The organism is Paraburkholderia piptadeniae, assembly GCF_900007165.1.
Taxonomy (GTDB): domain Bacteria; phylum Pseudomonadota; class Gammaproteobacteria; order Burkholderiales; family Burkholderiaceae; genus Paraburkholderia; species Paraburkholderia piptadeniae.
Map to the genome: position 1 here is coordinate 44,628 of NZ_CYGY02000072.1, position 19,266 is coordinate 63,893.

Below are 19,266 nucleotides of genomic sequence, written 5' to 3' on the forward strand. Positions count from 1 at the left end.
GCAATTCCAGACGCCTCATGTGATGAAGAGCGCATCGGCGCGCTGCCATGCCGGCTACCTGTCCTGTAGTCGGGCCCACAGTATAGCGCTGCGCATCGCCTGTACTTTTGTCCGCAGGCGTGCGATTGCTTTACAGTCTTGGCGTCGACATCCGATTATTCGAAAAGGGAACATCATGCAGGACAAGCAGACGGTGGCGGCCGACAGCACCGCCGTGCGCGTCGCGTTGTGGCGGGCCATGCATGCGCAGGTCGATGCGCCGCCGCACGTGCTCGACGACGAGATCGGCTTGCGCCTCGCCGCGCCCGACGAAGGCTGGCGCAACCGTCCCGACATGGACCCGCAGGGCACGCGTGGCTATCGGGCATCGATCGTCGCCCGCGCGCGTTTCATCGAAGACCTGGTGACGGAAGAGGCGAGCCACGGCGTGTCGCAATACGTCATTCTCGGCGCGGGACTCGATACGTTCGCGCAGCGCAAGCCGGAGATCGCATCGCGGCTGCGCGTGTTCGAAGTGGATCGTCCGGGCGCCGAGGCGTGGAAGCGCCAGCGCCTGATCGACCTCGGCTACGGCATACCGCCATGGCTGCGGCTCGTGCCCGTCGACTTCGAAGCGGGCCAGTCGTGGTGGGACTGCCTGTCGGGCGCGGGCTTCGAAGCGGACGCGCCGGCCGTGGTCGCATCGACGGGCGTGTCGATGTATCTGACGCGCGACGCGAACCTCGCGACGCTGCGTCAGATCGCAAAGCTCGCGCCGGGCTCGACGCTGGCGATGACTTTTCTGTTGCCGCTCGAACTCATCGACGCCGCCGAACGCGCGCAACATCAGGCCGTCTATGAACGGGCGCGCGCGGCGGGAACGCCGTTCGTCAGCTTCTTCAGCCCCGACGAGATGATGGCGCTGGCGCGCGAAGCGGGTTTCAGCCGGGCCCGGCATGTATCGACGGCCGACCTGACCGAACGCTATTTCTCGCATCGATCCGATGGCCTGCGGCCGGCCACTGGCGAGGCGTTTCTCGTCGCGAGCACCTGAGACCCGTCACCACACCCGCGACGCCCGCGACGCGTTCGATGCGTTCGATGCGCATTGCCGGTTGAACCCGCGGTTGAACCCGCGGTTGAACCTATAACAACAAGGTGTCGAGCATGCGCGATACAACTGAAAGTCCCGCACGCCTGAGCGTGTTGAAAGGCCTGCTTCCCATCGACCGTACGCGGGCCTTGCGCGATGTGTTCGCGGGCATATCGCTCGCGTCGATGGACATCCCCCAGGTGCTCGGCTACGCACGCATCGCGGGGATGCCCGCCGTGACGGGGCTGTATACCGTCTTTGTGCCGCTCGTCGCGTTTGCGTTCTTCGGCGCGTCGCGTCACCTCGTGGTGGCGGCCGACTCGGCGACGGCGACGATCTTCGCGAGCCGCGCGTCGGCGCTTGCGCCGATGGGCAGCGCCGAATACGTGGCGCTGGCGGGCATGGTCGCGCTGCTCACCGCGGCGCTGCTGCTGCTCGCGCGCATCTTCAAGCTCGGCTTTCTCGCCGATTTCCTGTCGCGCACGGTGCTGGTCGGCTTTCTGACGGGCGTCGGCATTCAGGTGTCGATTGCGATGCTCGGCGACATGTTCGGCATGACGGTGCCCTACCCGTCGTCGCGAAGTCTCGCGCAGTTCGCGTACGTGGTCGGCCATCTCGCTGGCGCGCATCTGCCGACGCTGGCGCTCACGGCGCTGGTGGTGGTAGCCATCCTCGGCTCGAAGGCGCTGTCGCCGCGCCTGCCGATACCGCTCGTCGTCGTGGTCGGCAGCATCGCGGCAAGCGGGACGTTCGACTTCGCATCCCATGGCATTTCCGTGCTGGGCCCGCTTGCGGGCGGCCTGCCGCCGCTGCGGTTTCCGGATGTCACGTGGCAGCAGTTTCTCGATCTCGTGCCCGTCGCGGCATCGTGCTTCGTGATGATCATCGCGCAAAGCGCCGCAGCGGCGCGCGTGTTCGCGCAGCAGTATCACGAAGACGTCGACACGAACGCCGACATCCTCGGGCTGGCCGCCGCGAATGCGGCCGCCGCGTTCAGCGGCACGTTCGTCGTCAACGGCAGCCCGACGCAGACCGCCATGGCCGAACGCGCCGGCACGCGCAGCCAGCTCGGGCAGCTCGTGTTCGCCGCCGTGGTGGTCGTCGTGTTGCTGTTCCTGAGCACATGGCTGCAATATCTGCCGCACTGCGTGCTGGCGGGCATCGTGTTCACGATCGCGATCGGAATGATCAACGTGCAAAGCCTGAAGGCGATCCGCAGCGAGAGCCCCGGCGAGTTCACGCTGGCGCTCGTCACGGCGGCCGCCGTCGTGATGGTGGGCGTCGAGCACGGCATACTGCTCGCGGTCGCGCTGTCGCTGATGCGGCACGTGCGGCACAGCTACCATCCGCATACGATGGTGCTGGAGCCCGCGCCCTCGACGGGACGCTGGCTGTCCGTGCCCGCGCAGCCGGGGACCATGACGGCGCCGGGGCTCATCGTGTATCGCTTCGGCGCGGATCTGTTCTTCGCGAACGATCACTTCTTCACAGCGGAAGTCTCGCGGCTGATCGACGCGGCGCCGGGTCCGCTGCGCTGGTTCGTCGTCGATGCGGGCGCGATCACCGATCTCGACTACTCCGCCGCGCGCACGGTGAACGATCTGATCGACAACTTGCACGAGCGGAAAATCGGCGTGCTGTTCGGACGGGTGAACCGCTATCTGCGCTCCGATATGGACCGCCACGGCATCACGCAGACGATCGGCGATTCGAACATCTTCGAAACGCTGCACGAGGCGCTCTCGGCGGCGGGCGTAACGAATCCGTCGGCGCACGAGCCCGGCACGCTGTAAGGGTTGCGCCGCGCGGATATGCGCCCGCAGAAAAGTACGACATGCCGTGCCATACTTGCGCACTGTCCTCTTCATACAACTCAACGCGATGACCGCCCCTTCCGCTTCCATCGGCTTCAACCTGAATCCGCTCGACCGCCGCTCCGACAAGCGCGACGACGACGCCTTCATCGAACGCCTGCGCAGCGATCCCGCCGCGCGCTTTTTCGTCTTCGATGGCGACGTCCCGTTGCTCAAGCGCGGCGACGAGCAGGATGCGTGGTTCCTCGCCCGTGAAGCGGCTGCATTCGGCGAGCCGCTGCAAAGCGTGTTTCTGGGGCAGCACGTCGACGGCAGCGGCCGCTTCGCGCTCGGCTTCACGCTCGGCCTCGAACCGGGCGAAGGGCAGACGCATGGCGTGCTGCACGAGCGCATCGATTTGCGTTCGATCGCGATGCGGGGCCTCGTCGCGCCCGAGGTGGTCGGCATGCTGGGTCAGGCGAAGTCGATGCTCGACTGGCATCGCCGCCATAGCTTCTGCGCGAACTGCGGCGCGGCCAGCCGCCCGGCGGCGGCAGGCTGGCAGCGTGCGTGCGATGCGTGCGGCACGCGTCACTTTCCGCGCGTCGATCCCGTCGTGATCATGCTGGCGATCGACGGCGAGCGGTGCCTGCTCGGACGCCAGCGCCAGTTTGCGCCAGGCATGTACTCGGCGCTCGCGGGTTTCGTCGAGCCGGGCGAGACCGTCGAAGATGCCGTGCGCCGCGAAGTGCTGGAAGAAGCGCGCGTGACGTGCGCGCAGGTCGTCTACTTCGCGTCGCAGCCGTGGCCGTTTCCTTCGTCGATGATGATCGGCTGCTTCGCGCGGGCTGCCGACACGCAGATCGTCGTCGACGAGGCGGAGCTCGAAGACGCACGCTGGTTCACGCGCGCGGAAGTCGCCGCGATGCTCGCGGGCACGCATGCGAACGGACTGTCCGCGCCGAAGCCGTTTGCGATCGCGCATCATCTGCTGCGGGCCTACGTCGAGCATGGCGAGGCGGTGTTGCACGGCAATGACGATCAAACGATGGCGCCGTCCGGGGTCTCGTCACAATTCTGAGCGCCGCGCGCTCGCAAGCGAGACGGGCATCCCGCTTCAGTCGATGACGGCCACGACGTTGACCGTCCCTTGCCGGGCCATCTTCGCGTAGGGACACAGGCGCTCGGCATTGCGCACCATCTCTTCCGCGACGGCCCGCTCGATACCCGGCATCCGCACGCGGACATCGATCACCAATGCGTAGCCGCCGTCCATCGGATCGCGACCGAACGCAACCTGCACCTCGACGACCGTATCGTCGAGTTCCATATTCGCGCGCTTTCCGAGCAGATTCAGGGCGCCATGGAAGCAGGCGGCAAAGCCCGCCGCGAACAGTTGCTCGGGATTCGTTCCGTTGCCGGGGCCGCCGAGTTCCGTCGGCAGCCGCAGATCCACGACGAGATTCCCGTCATCCGAACGGGCCACGCCGGATGCGCGGCCGTGTCCCGTCTCGCCGCCGGAAACCGTCACGGTCGTCGTGTACAACGGAGCGAAATCCCGGCCCCGATACCGGTCGAGCAGCGAAAGCGGAGGGGCTTGCAGTCCCTCGTTGTCTTTTTCGTTGTGCATGTTGCCCCCTGACCCGGCGACGAGCGTTCCGATTCTCTGCGGGCAAGCGTACCGGATTGCCTTCTGCTCCCGTATCGTCGAATCCGCCCGCCTTCGTCGATTTGCGCCGAACGAACGATCGTAAAGCCGGTGCCGGCATTCCAGATGATTTTGGCCCGGACGCATCCGCCTCGGAACGTGTGTACGGGCGGCGCAACCTACATGCTAGGCGAGCGCGCACCACGGCGGTAGAGCCATCCAGGGCCTCACGGTGTTTCCCGTCCTGCGTCAATCGAAAAGTCGGCCGCCAGAACGCTATACCGCATCCCTTCACCGTGTCCTACACTACGAAAGCCAGCCGAAAGCCTCGCCAAAAGTTCTGCGGCTGCACAAAAACTCCCGATGCTCAAGTACAGACAGGCACCCCGGGACGGCTCAGTGAAGGTGCCCATAGTCGGAGCCCTCAATGGATCAACCGGATATACCGCAGCATGGTTTTCGCGTTGGCCTGCCCAATCCCGCTGACGCCTTGTCGACCTGTTTCGCTACGAGCTACGCGGGCATCATCTCGTTCATGGCCGTCGCCACGGAAGGAAGCTTCGCCAGGGCGGGCGAGCGACTCGGGATCGGGCGCTCGGCTGTCAGCCGCAATGTCCAGAAGCTCGAAACGCAACTCAGCACGCGCCTCTTTCTGCGGACGACGCGAACGACCCATCTGACGCGCGAGGGCGAGCGGTTCTTCGAGAACTGCAACCGGGGCGTAACCCATATCGTCGAGGCGATGAACGACATGCTGGATCTTCGCCACGGCCCGCCGCGCGGCTTGCTTCGCATCAGCTCCACAGTCGGATTCGGACGCAAGGTGGTTGCGCCGCTGCTTTCCACGTTCACCGAAGCCTATCCGGATATCGCAGTCGATCTGCTTCTCGATGACCGCCCTACGGATTTCGCCGCCGAGCAGATCGATGTCGCGTTTCGCGACGGACGCATCGAGGACTCGAGCATCATCGCGAAACAGTTGATTCCGATGCAGATGGTGCTCTGCGCGTCCCCCCTCTACGCCGAAAGACGAGGGTTGCCGTCGACACTCGAAGAACTGGGCCAGCATGAGTGCATCAACTTCCGCTTCTCCAGCGGGCGCGTGTTCGAATGGGAATTCAAGGTCGACGGCCATATGCGAAAGTTTCTGCCGACGGCGAGGCTGACTTTCAATGACGCGGACCTCGTATTGCGCGCAGTCCTCGACGGACATGGCATCGCGCAAATGCCCGGCTACCAGATATGCGATCACATCGCGCGCCACGAACTCGTGATGGCTTTGAAGCGGCATGTGCCGGACGACCGCGGCCACTACATCTGCTACCTCTGTCGACAGCACCTGCCGTCTCGCATTCGCGTATTCGTCGATTTCATGACCGAGCAGATCCGGGCGCTCAATCTGCTTTGCTTCGAAGATTTTTATACGGAATGTCCTGAGCGCGAGCATCAGGCGTGAAAGCCATCCGTGCCATGGCGATAGCCTTCTGCAATTGATGCCGCTACGGAAACGGTGAGTGTAGCGATGTGCCTCTACTGAAGCAGCGACCTGGGGCCTACGATTCGCGCATGGTAACGCGGTCGACCGACTCGCTTGACGAGCCGTCGAGGCCGTGAGCGGAGAACATCATGTCTCGTTTCGGACCCGTACTCGTATTCGCCGGCTGGATCATCCTCACTGCCGTCAATATCGGACTTGCGCTTGCCGTCTCGTTCAGCGGCGCCGTCTGAACGGTTTGTCGACGGGTTATCGATGAATCGTCGATTTACGGATGAACCACGCGTCGGCCGCAGCGCTGCGCGCTGCAACCGACCGCGATCGTCGTTCCGCGCAAGCACGCGCTACTGCGCCGCAGTGAGCTTCAACCCCGCAGGCCGCAACGGCGGCGGCGCTTCCTGGTGCTCGCGCCGGTCGTCGGACACCTGCTCGATACCTTTCTTCTGCACTTCCTCGCAGAACGCGATACGCGAGCGGTAGTAGTCCGCCTGCATCTGCGCGTCGAGGACACGTTGCTCGGCCTGGTAGAGCTCCATGCGTAGATCGTGCAGCGCACGTTCAGCCAGTCTTTCAGGGGCAGCAGAGTGATGTGACGCCCAGCGGATCAGCCATTGCAGCATCGTGGAGCCCTCCTCTTCGCAGTTGTGCTTATGCGGCATGAAACACGCGCGCGCTGTTCCTGTTCACCACGACTCTAGGCTATCAAAAATAAGATAGACCCTTGTGTGTCTTATCGCACGTGTTGCGAAAACGATACCTCGGCAAATCCCCCGTTGCGCATTGCTGCGGATTGCGGTGCGCATCGCGCACACTGCCCGGTTCAGCACGCGGCCAGAGGCACAGCCCGCGAGTGGTTCGCACAATCATCTCAGGCGAGCTTTTCCTTCAGAAAAGCGACCACATACGGCGTCGCGGCAGCCGCGACAGTCGACGCGACGGCCGGGTCGATTCCCATCTTCTGCGCGAGAGACTCCGCGACGCGGCCAGTCAGGATGCCTTCCCCGCCTTCCTCGACCGACTTGAAAAAACCATCGCCTTTGACGAGGCCGGCCGCGAATGCAGCAAAGAAGCTCTTGCCCGGATGCTCCCCCATCAGACCGGCGCTCTGCTCTTCGACATGCGCGTGCGCCGTCTCGGCCACCTGACCCAGCATTTGCTGCGCGTCGTCGGGACTCACGCCCTGGGCCGCGAGAGCCTGCGCGGCCTGATTGCCATGCTCCGACGCAAGAAATTCGGAAACGAGTTGCTGTACGTCCATGGAAAGCTCTCCTACGAAAGTGACGCATTGAGGACGGGTGATGGAACCGACGTGACAATTCGCTGACGCTTTGCAAGGCGATGTCACGGCTGCCGACGAGGGGATGTCGGGGACACTCAGACTAGCCCATTTCAGGGGATGACGAAAGCCGTTGTCGCGACACATGCGCGACATCACACGGCCATCAAACGCACATGCGCAGTTGAACGACGGTCATACGCATCGGCATTCGAAAGATGCGCAATGCCATTCGACGCGTTCGGCTTTCGGGCTTCGAACGCACATTGTGCTCACACGTGTCCTACACGGTGCACGTGGCTGGACTTCAGAGCCGTACTACAGACTTCTAACGGATTCACGCTCACAATCCCGGTCGCAGCAACCGGTAATTCAGTATGACGAAGTAAATTTCTATCCCAATCGGAAAGGAACAAAAAATCATGATACTTGAATCGTGTTGTCGTAGAACCGGCATGGCGGCCGTTGTCGCGGTCGCAATGGTTTTCAGTCTCGCCGGATGCGGAGGCGATAGCGGCGCAGACATCGCCGATGCCGCCAGCGCCGCAACGGCGAAGAGTGCGGCATTGGCGGCGGTTTCCAGTTCGGCTCCCGATCCCGAACCGCTCATCGACATGACGGGCGTACGCAATACAGGCGCGGGCTCTGCGCGCATCGGAACGGCCGCCTATGCGGTGCCTTCAGGCGCCGTCATCTATGTTTCGCCGAACGGATCGGACACGGCGGCGGGCACGCTTGCGGCACCTCTTGCCACGATACAGCAGGCGATCACCAAAGCTTCTGCGGGCGCAACGATCGTGCTGCGCGAAGGCTCGTATCACGAACACATCACGACGAACAGACAGGTAACGATACAGGCCTATCCGCGCGAAACGGTATGGCTCGAAGGCAGTTCCGTTGTGAGCGCCTGGATGCGTACCACTTCGGCATCGAAGTACGTATGGGCTGCGAGTTGGAATCACGTGTTCCGGCACGATCCGACTTTCACTGTTGGCGCAGCCGATGGTACGGGCAGCAACCAGTTCGTGAACGCGAACTATCCGATGGCCGCGCATCCCGACCAGGTTTGGGTCGACGGCGTGACACAGACTCAGGTTGCATCACTCGGCCAGGTGACGCCCGGCAGCTTTTTCTACGACGAGACCGGCGCGAAGCTATATCTCGGAGCCGACCCGACGGGACATGTAGTGCGCGCCAGCGATGTCCAGGTCGCCATCACCGACAACAGCACGGGCAGCACGTTCCAGGGTTTCGGTGTGAGGCGCTATGCGCCGTCCGTTCCGAATATGGGCGCTGTCCAGCTTCTGGGCTCAGGTGTGACTTTCAGGAATGTCGCGGTCCTCGACAACGCGACGACAGGACTGTTCATCGGCAATGCGAACGCGACGGTGCAGAACGTGACCGTTGCACGTAACGGCCTGCTGGGCGTCGGCGGAAACCGCACCGATGGACTGCGCATGCAGGGATTGCTCGCCGTGGCAAACAATCAGGAGCACTTCAACATGTCGCCCGTCGCGGCCGGCTTCAAGACATCGCATTCCCGCAATGTGACTGTGAGCGACAGCGTCTTCCTGAGAAATCTCAGTACAGGCTTGTGGTTCGATGAATCGTCGTACGACATCAAGATATTGAACAACGACTCGATCGGCAACGCCGGGCATGGCCTCGATACGGAGATCTCGGACAAGGCGCAGTTCGTCAACAACCTGGTGGTCTCGAATGGCGGGAGCGGCATCAAGGTCATCAACACGAGTGACGTCGATATCTGGAACAACACGCTCGCGAAGAACAGCACGACTACGAGCGAGCGCAATCTCAACATCGTGATGGATACCCGACGCTGGGCCACGGCAACATCATCCAGCCAGAAGGATTTGCGTCAGGGCGTGGCAACGCCGCCTGACATGACGTGGATCACAGGGCCGACCAATGTCCACAACAACGTCATCACCGGCGGCTCCGGCAACTGCCTGATGTGTGTCGAGGACTACTCGTTTCAGTACACGGCCGCGCAACTCAAGACCACCACCGACAACAACGTCTATCAGCGGTCGTCGGTCAACACGCCGACCTGGGTCGCCGTATGGTCGCGTGGGCAGATCAAAAATCCTGCCGTCTACACGACCTTGCGTGCGTTCGCCAGCGATACCGGCCAGGAAATGCATGGCTACTTCCTCGACGGACCGGCTGCACTCGATGCGAGCTACAGGCTGACACCCGCGGTGAGTTCGGCGGTCAACACCGTTTCCGCGCCGCTTCCACCTGACATCGCCATGCTGATTCAGAAGCCGGCAGGAATACGCGCACTTGGCGTCTGGTGGTAGCCGATTCCATTGGCGTCGGTCCGGCACAGACACACTGCCGTGTGTGCGTCGGACCGACGGCGGTTATAAGAGCATTGCGCGATCGAGCCGATCACGCACGCCACAAGACTTAATCACAAGCACAAGCAGCACGAAACGACTACCCCGCCAGCCCCACAAGCTGCGCGTGAAGCGCATCGGGAATCTCGATCCCGTCGCGCGTAGCCACGTCGGCGAGACTGCGCCGGCGCTCGCCCGGCAAGCGCACGTCCGCATCCTGAAGCATCGCGGCGACCAGCGCCTCCACTCTCGACAGATACGCTTCGCTGCCCGCCAGCGCGCCCGGATCGATCGCCCAGAACAGATGGCCGATCTGCGATTTCTCGCCCTCCTCCGTCAGGAATGAGCCCGCTTCATAGCCGAAGTTCGCGCCCGCGAGCGCAGCCGCGAGCAGTTCGACCATCAGCGCAAGCATCGCGCCTTTCGCGCCGCCGAACGGCAGCATCATGCCGTCGAGCGCGGCTTTCGCATCGGTGGTCGGCAAGCCGTCGCGCGTCGTCGCCCAGCCTTCGGGAATTGGTTTACCTTCGCGTGCCGCGACCATGATCTTGCCGCGCGCCACGTTCGACAGCGATAGGTCGATCAGCAGCGGCTCACCATCGCGGCGCGGAAACACAGCCGCAATCGGATTCGTGCCGAACAGCGAATGACGCCCGCCCCACGCGGGCATCGCTGCGGGCGTATTGCTGAACGCGAGCCCCACGAGGCCCGCCGCGCCGAGCACTTCGAGGTGATACGCGCCGACGCCGAAATGATGGCTGCGCCGCACGCTCGCGACCGCGCTGCCATGCTCGCGCGCGCGGCCGATCAATGTTTCGATCGCGAGTTCGCAGGCCGGAAAAGCCATGCCGTCGGCGGCGTCGATCAGCACGGCCGCGTTGCGCGCGTTCGCGATGAACGCCTGCGCCCGCGGATCGACGCGGCCGTTGCGCAACTGCGCGACATACATCGGCAGGCGCGCGACGCCGTGCGAAGAAAGCCCGCGTTCGTCTGCATAGACGAGCGCGCGCGCCGTCGCCGCGGCCGTGTTCTGCGTCGCGCCCGCAGCCAGCATTGCGCGCATCGCGAGCGCGTACAGGTCGCCGGATGAAACACGCGTCATGTCGAAACTCCTTCCCGTCGTTGTGAATCGCGCTCGCCTTCGAGCAGCGCCTGCGTCACGCGCGCCGCGACGAGCGTGCTGACGCGTTCGTTCGATTGCACTGTGAGTCCCGCGATATGCGGCGTCAAGACCAGGTTCGGCGCGCCCGCAAGCGGCGAGCCCGCCTTGAGCGGCTCGTCGGCGAATACATCGAGCGCCGCGCCGCCGAGGCGCCCGTGCTTCAGCGCATCGGCGAGCGCGCGTTCGTCGATCACGCCGCCACGCGATGTATTGATCACCACGGCATGCGGCTTGAGCATCGACAGTTGCGCGGCGCCGAGCAGATTGCGCGTGCTCTCGACGAGCGGCACGTGAACCGACACGACATCCGCCGCGCGCAACGCCTCTTCGAACGTCATGCATTGCGCGCCCGTCTCTTTCCAGCACGCGGCGCTCGCCGGTTGCTGCGGATCGTAGCCCGCTACCCGCATGCCGAGCGAGCGCGCCAGTTGCGCGACGAGCTGTCCGATCCCGCCGAAGCCGATCACGGCCAACGTGCTGCCCGCCGCTTCGCGTCCATTCGACAGCGCGGTGCGCGGCCATTCGCCCGCCGCCACCGAAGCGCTCGACAGATACGCGCCGCGCAGCAGCATCAACGCCGCCGCGATCGCATACTCCGCGACGGCGCGCGCATTCGCGCCCGTTGCGGGCAGCACCTGCACGCCGCGCTGCGCGCACGCCGCGAGATCGATATTGTCGAGCCCGACACCGAGCCGGCCCACGGCGATCAGTTTCGGCGCGGCATCGAGCAACGCCTGCGTGACCCGCGTGCGGTTGCGCACGATCAGCGCATCCGCATCGGCGAGCAGGCCGCGTAGCGTGTCGTGTTGATCGACGAGCGATGCGTTCGCATGCACGTCGAAATGTTGCTTCAGCGATTCGACGGCGGATGCGTCGATGAACTCGCTGACGACGACTTTCTTGCGATCGTTTTTCAATTCGAGCGTTCCTGTGCGTAGGCGGGCGTTCTTTCGCTGATCTTTTCGGCCGTTTCGGCGTCTTCGTCCTCGCTGCTTATGGCGAGCGGCTCGGCGAGTACCTTGCGCGCGGCTTCGGCATCGAACGCCCCTTCCCAGCGCGCGACCACGAGCGTCGCCACCGCATTGCCGATCATGTTGACGATCGCGCGAATCTCGTTGAGCACGCGGTCGATGCCGATGATCAGCGTGATGCCGGCGACGGGGATGATGTTGTGCGTCGACAGCGTCGCCGTCAACGCGACGAGCGCCGCGCCCGCGACGCCCGCGCCGCCCTTCGACGTCACCATCAGGATCGCGAGCAGGCCGATCTGCTGAAGCAGCGACAGATGCGTATTCGTGGCCTGCGCGATGAAGAGCGACGTCATCGTCAGATAGATCGCCGCGCCGTCGAGGTTGAACGAGTAGCCTGTCGGCAGCACGAGGCCGACGACGGGTTTCGGGCAGCCGAGGCGCTCGAGCTTTTCCATCAGCCGCGGCAACACCGATTCCGTCGTCGACGTGCCGAGCACGATCAGCAGTTCTTCGCGCAGGTACTTGAGCAGCGGCCACAAGCCGACGCCCGTCCAACGACAGATCGAGCCCAGCACGAGCACGATGAACACGATGCTCGTCAGATAGAAGCAGACGATCAGCAGGCCCAGTTGCTGCAACGTGCCGATGCCGTACTTGCCGACCGTGAACGCCATCGCGCCGAATGCGCCGAGCGGCGCGAGCCGCATGATCATCTCGACGATCTTCATCAGCGCTTCGCCGCTCTGCTCGATCACGCGCGACAGGAAGCGGCTGCGGCGCGACATGATCGACAACGCGATGCCGAACAGCACCGAGAACAGCAGCACCTGCAACAGGTTGCCGCGCGCGAACGCGCCGACCACGGAGTTCGGCACGATCTCTTCGAGGAAACTCTGTGACGCCGCCGTATGCACTTCCGCCACGTAGTGACTGACGGCGTGCGTGTCGAGTGTCTTCGGATCGATGTTCAGACCTTCGCCCGGATGCAGCACGTTCGCGACGACGAGACCGATGACGAGCGCGAGCGTCGTCACCGCTTCGAAGTAGAAAATCGTCTTCAGACCGACGCGGCCGACGTGCTTGAGATTTTCCATCCGCGCGATGCCCACCGACACGGTGCAGAAGATCACCAGCGTGATCAGCATTTTGATGAGGCGGATGAACGTGTCGCCGAACGGCTTCATCTGCACGCCGAGATCCGGCGAGAAATAGCCGACGAGAATTCCGGCCGCGAGGCCGATCAGAACCTGCACATAGAGATGCTTGAGCACGCGCAAGATGGTGTCTCCTCCACTCGCTGCTGCTTGAAGTGAACAGCGTCGCGCATCGTGCGCCGGCCTTCTGTCCTTCTATGGCCCGTTACACACGGCGCGCGCTGTAGCGAAACTGCGTTCGCAAAGCCCGCCGCACTCGGCAAAAGCGCGCGGGCTTCATGGGGACAATGCTATCTGATCGCGCAGATCAGGCGCTTTCGAACAGACGCGTCAGCACGAACTCGCGATGACCCAGCGCCTCGGCCGATGTCCAGCGGCCATTCGCCGTGGCGAGCATCGACTCCAGCAGTTTGTCGCCTGCCTGATCGAGATTCTGTTCGCGCTGCAACAGGCCCGACACGTCGACGTCGATATGCTCGCTCATCGTGCGCACGGTGCGTGGGTTCGCGCAGATCTTGATGACGGGCATGATCGGGTTGCCGATCACGTTGCCCTGCCCCGTCGGGAAGAAATGCACGGCGAAGCCGGAGGCCGCGCACAACGTCACCATCTCCGCTGCCGCCGACGACGAATCCATGAACCACAGGCCCGAATGCGTCGGCATCTCCGCCTTGTCGAGCACGCCGTCGACGCGGCACTTCTTGCCGATCTTCTGGATGTTGCCCAGCGCCTTCTCTTCGATCGTCGTCAGGCCGCCCGCGATGTTGCCCTTGGTCGGCTGCGACTCCGACAGATCATCCGTCTTCCAGCGGTTGATCATGTCCTGATAGCGGTCGAACATGAACTGGAAACGCTCGCGCACCTGGTCGTTCGCGCAGCGCGCCGCGACAAGCTGCTCGCCGCCCGTCAGTTCCGACGTCTCGCCGAACACGAGCGTGGTGCCGAGACCATAGAGCTTGTCGAACGCATTGCCGACAGTCGGATTCGCGCCGCAGCCCGACGTGGTATCCGATTCGCCGCATTTGGTCGATACCCACAGATCCGAGATCGGGCACGCTTCGCGCTCGAGCGACGTCGCGTACTGCACCATCTCCTTCGCCGCCTTCGACGCGCGCATGACCGTGTCATGGTCGCCGTGCAACTCGATGCCGAAGCCCATCACCGGCTTGCCCGACTGCGCGATGCCGTCGACGACGCGCTTGGTCCAGCCTTCCTCGATGCCGATCACGACGACGGCCGCGACGTTCGGGTTGCAGCCCGCGCCGATCAGCGTACGGAAATGCAGGTCCAGGTCCGCGCCGAATTGCAGCCGGCCATACGGATGCGGCAGCGCCATCGTGCCTTTGATGTTGTTTTCGACGGCTTGCGCGGCCGCATTCGACAGATCGTCGACGGGAAGAATGATCACATGGTTGCGCACGCCGACGCGTCCATTCGAACGGCGATAGCCGTGGAAAGTAGTGTTCTGGTCAATCACGCTCATGGTGGGTCTCTTTGATCGGGCTCTGTTCAGTGAAGGAGTGGCTGGAGGTCAAAAGGAATGCACGCGTGCGCTGCTGTCGCGCAACGGCGCGCGGTCGATCCTCGCGCCGCCTTACCAGCGTTTCGTCTTGATGTTGTGCACGTGGGCGTGCTCGCCCGCCTTGATGGGCTGCACCACCTTGCCGATATCGACGCCGTACTTGTAGACGGTGTCGCCCACGGCCATGTCCTTGAGCGCCACCTTGTGACCGATGGGGATGTCCTGCTTCGCGGAGACGGTGATGACTTCGTCGTCGTCCATGATCCACGCATTCAGCTGCGTGCCCGCCTTGATGCCTTCGACGACCGCGACACCGACGGTGTCTTTCGCTTCGTGCAGCACGATATGAATCGTCCTGCGCTCGTGTGATGGGTTGCCGGAAGCTCCTGAACCCGTTTGCGACCCACCTGCTGCCGTGTAGCTCATCGTTTGTCTCCAGTCTGGTTGACAGGTTGTGTTTGTCTCCGTGCAAACCATCTTAGGCAGCACTCGTCCATATGTCAACCAGATCATCTATATGTGTTTGATGAGCCGGATGAAGTAGAATAATTTGGAAAGAGAAGAAGCGGCATTGCGCGCTGCACAGGCAACAACAACGCACTAACAACGCACTGACGAAGCACCATGCACGAGAGGACACAGCCATGAACACGTTGACGATCGGCTCGAACAACGCCAGCGGCACCATGGGCACGCCCACCATCGGCGGCACACGCTACAAGGAAGTGAAGAACGCGATGCTCGCGGCGCTTTCCGCGCAGGAATGGAAAGGCGGCGAGGCGATACCGTCGGAAAAGCGTCTCGCGGAACGCTTCGGCGTGTCGATCGGCACGCTGCGCAAGGCCATCGACGAGCTCGTCGCGGACAACATCCTCGTGCGCCATCAAGGACTCGGCACGTTCGTTGCGCAGCACCAGCGCGACCGGCACTTCTTCCGCTTTTTCCGCATCGTGCGCCAGGACGGCGACAAGACCTACCCGACCGTGAGCCTCGTGTCCTTCAAGAAAGCCAAGGTGGCGCGCGAGATTGCCGCGATGCTCGGCGTCGAGCCGAACGCGCGCGTCTTCACGTTCGTCAACCGGCTGGCGCTGCACGGCGAAACAGTGATGATCGACAACATCACCGTCGCCGAGGCGCGTTTTCCGGGGCTGACTGAAGCGGCTCTGCGCGAGCGGCCGAGCACGCTCTACAACTTCTATCAGGATTCCTTCCGCATCAACGTCGTCGGGACGGAAGAGCGGCTGCGCGTCGCCACCGCCGACGACGCCGAAAGCAAGCTGCTCGAAGTGCCGCACGGCACGCCGCTGCTCGAAGTGCGGCGGGTCGCGTACTCGTATCATCACGCCCCCGTCGAGGTGCGCATTTCCCACGTGAACACCGCGCGCTACGAATACGTCGGGCCGTCCGCTTCGCACGAAGAGCCGCTGTAACGGCACGCGTCACTCGCTTTAATGGGTTCGGCAATCGCACGACAAAAGGGACGCGCCTGCATGTCCCTTTTCACGTTTTCCCGCAGTTGCAATCGGCAAGGGCATCACCTACACTCGACACTCATACAGATGAGTTAAATCACAGGGCACTTAACGCGCCGCAGTGCACGGTGCCCGACAACAGGCCATCAAGGCACCGGGTTCCAGTCACGCGCCGCCATGCAACGCTTCGCGACGCAAACGAGCGGAACTCAAGGAGACACTCGCGATGCGTACCCTGCCTCATCGTCGTCCCGCACATCTGTTCCGTCGTCAGCGGCCACGTCCGCATTTCCGCGCGCCTGTCTGCGCGCGGTTCGCCATCGTTTGATTCCGTCGCGCGTGCATATCGGCTTGTCCGATGCGCACGTTTGCCTGTCGCGCACCATCCGACCGCCCCGCCGCGCTTTGTCACGCACGGCAACTACAAGGAGAGACCCGCAATGAGCCTCCGCAGACTTGTCCTTTTCTTCTCGACGCTGCTCGCGCTGTTCGCGATGCTGGCCAGCGTACCCGCGCGCGCCGAACTCTCGGAGATCCGCATCGCGCGGCAGTACGGCGTCAGCTATTTGCCGCTGATGATCATTCAGGATCAGAAGCTGCTTGAAAAACACGCGGCGCAACTTGGCGTGCCGAACCTGAAAGTGTCGTGGGTCGAATTCGCGGGCGGCAATGTGATGAACGACGCGCTGCTCTCCGACTCGCTGCAGATCGCGTCGGGCGGCGTCGCGCCGCTTGTGCTGCTGTGGGCGCGCACGCACGGCACGCCCGTCGAAGTGAAGGCGCTCGCCGCCATCAATTCGATGCCGCTGCTGTTGAACACCCGCAATCCCTCCGTGAAGACACTGAAGGACTTCAGCAGCAAGGACAAGATCGCGCTACCCGCAGCGAAGGTATCGATTCAGGCGATCACGCTGCAGATGGCCGCGGAAAAAGCATTCGGCGCGGGCAATCAGGGGCAACTGGATAAATACACCGTATCGCTCGCGCATCCCGACGCGCAGCAGGCGTTGCTGTCGGGCAATAGCGAAGTGACGGCGCATTTCGGTTCGCCGCCGTTCCAGGAACAGGAGCTTGCGCACGGCGGCGTGCGCACCGTCGTCAATTCGTATGACGTGCTGGGCGGCAAATCGACGTTCAATCTCGTGTGGTGCACGACGAAGTTCTACCAGCAGAACCCGAAACTCGTGCAGGCGTTCATGGCCGCGCTCGACGAAGCGGAAGCGCAGATCAACAAGGACAAGCACGCGGCGGCGCTCGCGTATCTGCGCATCAGCAAGGACAAGAGCAATGTCGCCGACATCGAGAAGATGATCTCGTCGCCCGACGTCGCCTTTACGACGACGCCGGAAAACACCGTCAAATACGCGGACTTCATGGCACGCACCGGTCTCATCAAGGCGAAGCCCGCATCGTGGAAAGACATGTTCTTTCCGACCGTTCAATCGCTTCAAGGGAGCTGACGATGTCACGTACGCGCGCAGCAGCCAGATCCGATACGTCATCGCATGATGGCGGACCATTGCTCGATGTCAGCGGCGTCACGTTGCAGTACAAGACGCCGAAGCATCTCGTGATGGCCACTTACCGCGTCGACTTCAAGGTATTCGAAGGCGACCGCTTCGTTCTGCTCGGTCCATCAGGGTGCGGAAAATCGACGCTGCTCAAGAGCGTCGGCGGCTATCTGCCGCCGACGGAAGGCACGATCACGCTGAAGGGCAAGACCGTCACGAGGCCCGGCCCCGACCGGATGATGGTGTTTCAGGAATTCGACCAGTTGCTGCCGTGGAAAACCGTCAAGCAGAACGTGATGTTTCCGCTGCTGGCGTCGCATCGTTTGTCGGGACGCGAAGCGGAAGAGCGCGCGATGCACTACATCGACAAGGTCAACCTGACGAAATTCGCCGACAGTCATCCGCACACGCTGTCGGGCGGCATGAAGCAGCGCGTTGCGATTGCGCGCGGCATGGCGATGGAGCCTGACATCCTGCTGATGGACGAACCGTTCGCCGCGCTCGACGCGCTCACGCGCCGCAAGATGCAGGACGAACTGCTCGCGCTGTGGCAGGACACGCATTTCACCGTGCTGTTCGTCACGCACTCGATTCCTGAGGCAATCAAGATCGGCAGCCGGATTCTGCTGCTGTCACCGCATCCGGGCCAGGTCAAGGCGGAACTCGACACGGCTGCCGCCGGCGAAACCCCTGCCACGCTCGAAAAACGCATCCAGCACATGCTGTTCGAAGACGAGATCGAAGAGGCCGAGAATGTCTGAAGCTACTGCACCCGGCGCAGCACCCGTTCGTTCGACGCGGCGCGATGCCGGCACACGCGCGCCCCGCGCCGAGATCATCCGCGAGCCGAGCGACGCCGCGCATTTCAGCGTGGTCGAGAAACCGTTGTCGGCTTTCGAGCGGCTCTATAACCAGGGGTGGCTGCGCAAGGCGATGATTCTCGCCGTGCTCGCGATCATTTGGGAAGCGTACGCACGCTGGCTGAACAATCCGCTGCTGTTCCCGACCTTCACGGCGACCGTCGAAGCGCTGTTCCGCAGCATCGCGAGCGGCGAACTGCCGGGCAAGGCGTGGGCCTCGATTCATGTGCTGCTGATGGGCTATGTATGCGGCGTGGTGCTCGCATCACTGCTGACGGCGGCCGCGATCACATCGCGCATCGGCACCGACTTTCTCGAAACGATGACGTCGATGCTCAACCCGCTGCCCGCGATCGCGCTGCTGCCACTCGCGCTGATCTGGTTCGGGCTGGGCAACGGCAGCCTGATCTTCGTGCTGGTGCATTCCGTCACGTGGTCCGTTGCATTGAATACGCACTCGGGCTTTCTCTCCGTCAGCAATACGCTGAAGATGGTGGGCCGCAATTACGGACTGCGCGGCGGCGCTTACGTCGCGAAGATACTCGTGCCCGCTGCGTTTCCGAGCATCCTGACAGGCCTGAAGATCGGCTGGGCATTCGCATGGCGCACGCTGATCGCGGCGGAACTGGTGTTCGGCGTCAGTTCGGGTTCGGGAGGTTTAGGCTGGTTCATCTACGAGAACAAGAATCTGCTGGATATCGCCAATGTGTTCGCGGGTCTGTTCACGGTGATCCTGATTGGCCTTGCTGTCGAGAACCTGATCTTCCGCGTGCTCGAACGGCATACAGTGCAGCGTTGGGGCATGCAGTCGTAAAAGCTTTACCTGTTTCAATCAGTAAAAAAACGGCGGGCGCAATTGAATGCGCCCGCCGTTTTTTGTTGCCCGCCTCCTGATGCAGCTGGCATACCTTTCGCCCGTCCGGGGCAATTTTCGAATTCTTCTGATATTGCTCGCGAGCCGATTGCG

General features: G+C 63.1%; 17 protein-coding genes. 9 read left to right on the forward strand and 8 right to left on the reverse strand.

Annotated features, from left to right (window positions below; genetic code table 11):
* Positions 1-175: 175 nt before the first annotated feature.
* The 3 genes from BN2476_RS34435 (at position 176) to nudC (ending at position 3,946) form a co-directional block, all read left to right on the forward strand.
* Positions 176-1,033 (forward strand): class I SAM-dependent methyltransferase, encoded by an 858-nt coding sequence (locus tag BN2476_RS34435; RefSeq protein ID WP_087738657.1) that lies wholly within the window; start codon positions 176-178, stop codon positions 1,031-1,033.
* A 113-nt stretch (positions 1,034-1,146) separates the two neighbouring features.
* Positions 1,147-2,865: a SulP family inorganic anion transporter gene (locus BN2476_RS34440; protein WP_087738658.1), complete on the forward strand. Its 1,719-nt coding sequence runs from the start codon at positions 1,147-1,149 to the stop codon at positions 2,863-2,865.
* A gap of 88 nt (positions 2,866-2,953) precedes the next feature.
* On the forward strand, positions 2,954-3,946 hold the full coding sequence (gene nudC / locus BN2476_RS34445) for an NAD(+) diphosphatase (RefSeq protein ID WP_087738659.1): 993 nt from the start codon (positions 2,954-2,956) through the stop codon (positions 3,944-3,946).
* A 36-nt stretch (positions 3,947-3,982) separates the two neighbouring features.
* Here nudC and BN2476_RS34450 read toward each other — a convergent pair whose 3' ends face one another.
* A complete protein-coding gene (locus tag BN2476_RS34450; RefSeq protein WP_087738660.1) occupies positions 3,983-4,495 on the reverse strand; it encodes an Ohr family peroxiredoxin in 513 nt (170 codons plus the stop codon).
* 445 nt (positions 4,496-4,940) lie between these two features.
* On the opposite strand from BN2476_RS34450, the gene BN2476_RS34455 reads away from it, so the two are divergent.
* Positions 4,941-5,969 carry a LysR family transcriptional regulator gene (locus tag BN2476_RS34455; protein WP_087738661.1) on the forward strand — a complete coding sequence of 343 codons (1,029 nt, stop codon included), beginning with the start codon at positions 4,941-4,943 and terminating at the stop codon, positions 5,967-5,969.
* Positions 5,970-6,352: 383 nt separating this feature from the next.
* Here the strand turns inward: BN2476_RS34455 and BN2476_RS34460 are convergent, their stop codons facing one another.
* Together BN2476_RS34460 and BN2476_RS34465 are read right to left on the reverse strand one after the other, a co-directional pair.
* Positions 6,353-6,667 carry a hypothetical protein gene (locus BN2476_RS34460; RefSeq protein ID WP_438942923.1) on the reverse strand — a complete coding sequence of 105 codons (315 nt, stop codon included), beginning with the start codon at positions 6,665-6,667 and terminating at the stop codon, positions 6,353-6,355.
* A 209-nt stretch (positions 6,668-6,876) separates the two neighbouring features.
* Entirely contained in the window at positions 6,877-7,266 is a 390-nt protein-coding gene (locus tag BN2476_RS34465; protein WP_087738662.1) for a hypothetical protein, read from the reverse strand.
* Between the two features lie 473 nt (positions 7,267-7,739).
* Between BN2476_RS34465 and BN2476_RS34470 the strand changes: the two genes are divergently transcribed.
* Entirely contained in the window at positions 7,740-9,608 is a 1,869-nt protein-coding gene (locus BN2476_RS34470; protein WP_160111811.1) for a right-handed parallel beta-helix repeat-containing protein, read from the forward strand.
* A gap of 139 nt (positions 9,609-9,747) precedes the next feature.
* On the opposite strand, the gene BN2476_RS34475 is transcribed toward BN2476_RS34470, so the two are convergent.
* The 5 genes from BN2476_RS34475 to BN2476_RS34495 form a co-directional block, all read right to left on the reverse strand.
* Positions 9,748-10,749 carry an Ldh family oxidoreductase gene (locus BN2476_RS34475; RefSeq protein WP_087738664.1) on the reverse strand — a complete coding sequence of 334 codons (1,002 nt, stop codon included), beginning with the start codon at positions 10,747-10,749 and terminating at the stop codon, positions 9,748-9,750.
* Entirely contained in the window at positions 10,746-11,726 is a 981-nt protein-coding gene (locus BN2476_RS34480) for a hydroxyacid dehydrogenase (RefSeq protein WP_087738665.1), read from the reverse strand. Before BN2476_RS34480 ends, BN2476_RS34475 begins: the two co-directional genes overlap by 4 nt.
* On the reverse strand, positions 11,723-13,057 hold the full coding sequence (dctA, locus tag BN2476_RS34485) for a C4-dicarboxylate transporter DctA (protein WP_173819692.1): 1,335 nt from the start codon (positions 13,055-13,057) through the stop codon (positions 11,723-11,725). The genes BN2476_RS34480 and dctA overlap by 4 nt, the downstream gene beginning before the upstream one ends.
* 184 nt (positions 13,058-13,241) lie before the next feature.
* Positions 13,242-14,417, reverse strand: a complete 1,176-nt coding sequence (locus tag BN2476_RS34490) for a UxaA family hydrolase (protein ID WP_087738666.1) — start codon at positions 14,415-14,417, stop codon at positions 13,242-13,244.
* A 111-nt stretch (positions 14,418-14,528) separates the two neighbouring features.
* Complete coding sequence (locus BN2476_RS34495; RefSeq protein WP_235851095.1) at positions 14,529-14,798, reverse strand: UxaA family hydrolase; 270 nt, start codon at positions 14,796-14,798, stop codon at positions 14,529-14,531.
* A 302-nt stretch (positions 14,799-15,100) separates the two neighbouring features.
* Between BN2476_RS34495 and BN2476_RS34500 the strand changes: the two genes are divergently transcribed.
* The 4 genes from BN2476_RS34500 (at position 15,101) to BN2476_RS34515 (ending at position 19,113) form a co-directional block, all read left to right on the forward strand.
* Positions 15,101-15,886, forward strand: a complete 786-nt coding sequence (locus BN2476_RS34500; protein ID WP_235851093.1) for a GntR family transcriptional regulator — start codon at positions 15,101-15,103, stop codon at positions 15,884-15,886.
* Between the two features lie 482 nt (positions 15,887-16,368).
* Positions 16,369-17,388 (forward strand): ABC transporter substrate-binding protein, encoded by a 1,020-nt coding sequence (locus BN2476_RS34505; RefSeq protein ID WP_087738687.1) that lies wholly within the window; start codon positions 16,369-16,371, stop codon positions 17,386-17,388.
* A gap of 2 nt (positions 17,389-17,390) precedes the next feature.
* A complete protein-coding gene (locus BN2476_RS34510) occupies positions 17,391-18,200 on the forward strand; it encodes an ABC transporter ATP-binding protein (RefSeq protein ID WP_087738668.1) in 810 nt (269 codons plus the stop codon).
* Entirely contained in the window at positions 18,193-19,113 is a 921-nt protein-coding gene (locus BN2476_RS34515) for an ABC transporter permease (protein ID WP_087738669.1), read from the forward strand. Before BN2476_RS34510 ends, BN2476_RS34515 begins: the two co-directional genes overlap by 8 nt.
* The last annotated feature ends 153 nt before the right edge of the window (positions 19,114-19,266 follow it).

Bases quoted from the DNA above. Each gene is read 5' to 3' on its own strand.
- BN2476_RS34505 (WP_087738687.1), top strand. From the start codon at position 16,369: ATGAGCCTCCGCAGACTTGTCCTTTTCTTCTCGACGCTGCTCGCGCTG.
- BN2476_RS34460 (WP_438942923.1), bottom strand. From the start codon at position 6,667: ATGCCGCATAAGCACAACTGCGAAGAGGAGGGCTCCACGATGCTGCAA.
- nudC (WP_087738659.1), top strand. From the start codon at position 2,954: ATGACCGCCCCTTCCGCTTCCATCGGCTTCAACCTGAATCCGCTCGAC.
- BN2476_RS34435 (WP_087738657.1), top strand. From the start codon at position 176: ATGCAGGACAAGCAGACGGTGGCGGCCGACAGCACCGCCGTGCGCGTC.
- BN2476_RS34510 (WP_087738668.1), top strand. From the start codon at position 17,391: ATGTCACGTACGCGCGCAGCAGCCAGATCCGATACGTCATCGCATGAT.
- BN2476_RS34490 (WP_087738666.1), bottom strand. From the start codon at position 14,417: ATGAGCGTGATTGACCAGAACACTACTTTCCACGGCTATCGCCGTTCG.
- BN2476_RS34475 (WP_087738664.1), bottom strand. From the start codon at position 10,749: ATGACGCGTGTTTCATCCGGCGACCTGTACGCGCTCGCGATGCGCGCA.
- BN2476_RS34440 (WP_087738658.1), top strand. From the start codon at position 1,147: ATGCGCGATACAACTGAAAGTCCCGCACGCCTGAGCGTGTTGAAAGGC.
- BN2476_RS34515 (WP_087738669.1), top strand. From the start codon at position 18,193: ATGTCTGAAGCTACTGCACCCGGCGCAGCACCCGTTCGTTCGACGCGG.
- BN2476_RS34455 (WP_087738661.1), top strand. From the start codon at position 4,941: ATGGATCAACCGGATATACCGCAGCATGGTTTTCGCGTTGGCCTGCCC.
- BN2476_RS34465 (WP_087738662.1), bottom strand. From the start codon at position 7,266: ATGGACGTACAGCAACTCGTTTCCGAATTTCTTGCGTCGGAGCATGGC.
- BN2476_RS34450 (WP_087738660.1), bottom strand. From the start codon at position 4,495: ATGCACAACGAAAAAGACAACGAGGGACTGCAAGCCCCTCCGCTTTCG.
- BN2476_RS34500 (WP_235851093.1), top strand. From the start codon at position 15,101: ATGAACACGTTGACGATCGGCTCGAACAACGCCAGCGGCACCATGGGC.
- BN2476_RS34470 (WP_160111811.1), top strand. From the start codon at position 7,740: ATGGCGGCCGTTGTCGCGGTCGCAATGGTTTTCAGTCTCGCCGGATGC.